The 1,166-nt window shown below is 52.6% G+C and carries 2 tRNA genes and 2 rRNA genes; all 4 read left to right on the top strand.

The window, feature by feature from the left end:
• Nucleotides 1-102, top strand: a 16S ribosomal RNA gene (locus AB4Y40_RS42720); the annotation flags it as partial.
• A gap of 66 nt (nt 103-168) precedes the next feature.
• A tRNA-Ile gene (locus AB4Y40_RS42725) sits at nt 169-245 on the top strand.
• 38 nt (nt 246-283) lie between these two features.
• Nucleotides 284-359, top strand: a tRNA-Ala gene (locus AB4Y40_RS42730).
• 322 nt (nt 360-681) lie between these two features.
• Nucleotides 682-1,166: ribosomal RNA gene (locus tag AB4Y40_RS42735) — 23S ribosomal RNA — on the top strand; the annotation flags it as partial.

Here is a 1,166-nt window from a genome sequence, read left to right on the forward strand (position 1 = left end):
AGTCTAACCGCAAGGAGGACGGTCACCACGGCAGGATTCATGACTGGGGTGAAGTCGTAACAAGGTAGCCGTATCGGAAGGTGCGGCTGGATCACCTCCTTTCCAGAGCTCATCGCTCACACGCGTTAAAGCGCTCACACTTGTCGGCTGTAAGAAAGACAGACTCAGGGGTCTGTAGCTCAGTCGGTTAGAGCACCGTCTTGATAAGGCGGGGGTCGATGGTTCGAATCCATCCAGACCCACCACTGTCTGTGACGGGCAGTCCCCCTGAAGTATGTAGACTGGGGGATTAGCTCAGCTGGGAGAGCACCTGCTTTGCAAGCAGGGGGTCGTCGGTTCGATCCCGTCATCCTCCACCAATCCTCAATGCTGGTGTCATTGATGCAAACATCGAAAGGTATTTGCGGTTCAGTGAGACAAGCATTGGCGATTGAGCCAGTCAGAGCGATGTGGGTAACACCCTATCGGCTGTCGTTCTTTAACAATCAGGAAGAAGTAGTAAAGAGATTCATCCGGAACACACTTAGAGATGGGTGTGGAGTAGGTGAATCAGGGTTGTGATTGTATCAATGTATTTTTAAGTGATCGAAAGATTGCCTTGAAATACGGCGCAACACGAATACTCAACCTGTAGCGAGTGGGTCCGAAGTGAGCAATCACCGCGAGACACACCCGTTATAGGGTCAAGCGAACAAGTGCATGTGGTGGATGCCTTGGCGATCACAGGCGATGAAGGACGCGGTAGCCTGCGAAAAGCGGTGGGGAGCTGGCAAACAAGCTTTGATCCACCGATATCCGAATGGGGAAACCCGGCCCGAATGGGTCATCCTGAGCTGAATACATAGGCTCAGTGAAGCGAACGCGGCGAACTGAAACATCTAAGTAGCCGCAGGAAAAGAAATCAACCGAGATTCCCAAAGTAGTGGCGAGCGAAATGGGACCAGCCTGTACTCTTTATCCGTACCGTCAGCCAAACGCTCTGGAAAGTGCGGCCATAGTGGGTGATAGCCCCGTAGGCGAAGACGGAATGGAAGAACTAGGTGTACGACAAGTAGGGCGGGACACGTGAAATCCTGTCTGAAGATGGGGGGACCATCCTCCAAGGCTAAATACTCGTGATCGACCGATAGTGAACCAGTACCGTGAGGGAAAGGCGAAAAGAACCC

The organism is Paraburkholderia sp. EG287B (assembly GCF_040965595.1).
In the GTDB taxonomy this organism is placed as follows: domain Bacteria; phylum Pseudomonadota; class Gammaproteobacteria; order Burkholderiales; family Burkholderiaceae; genus Paraburkholderia.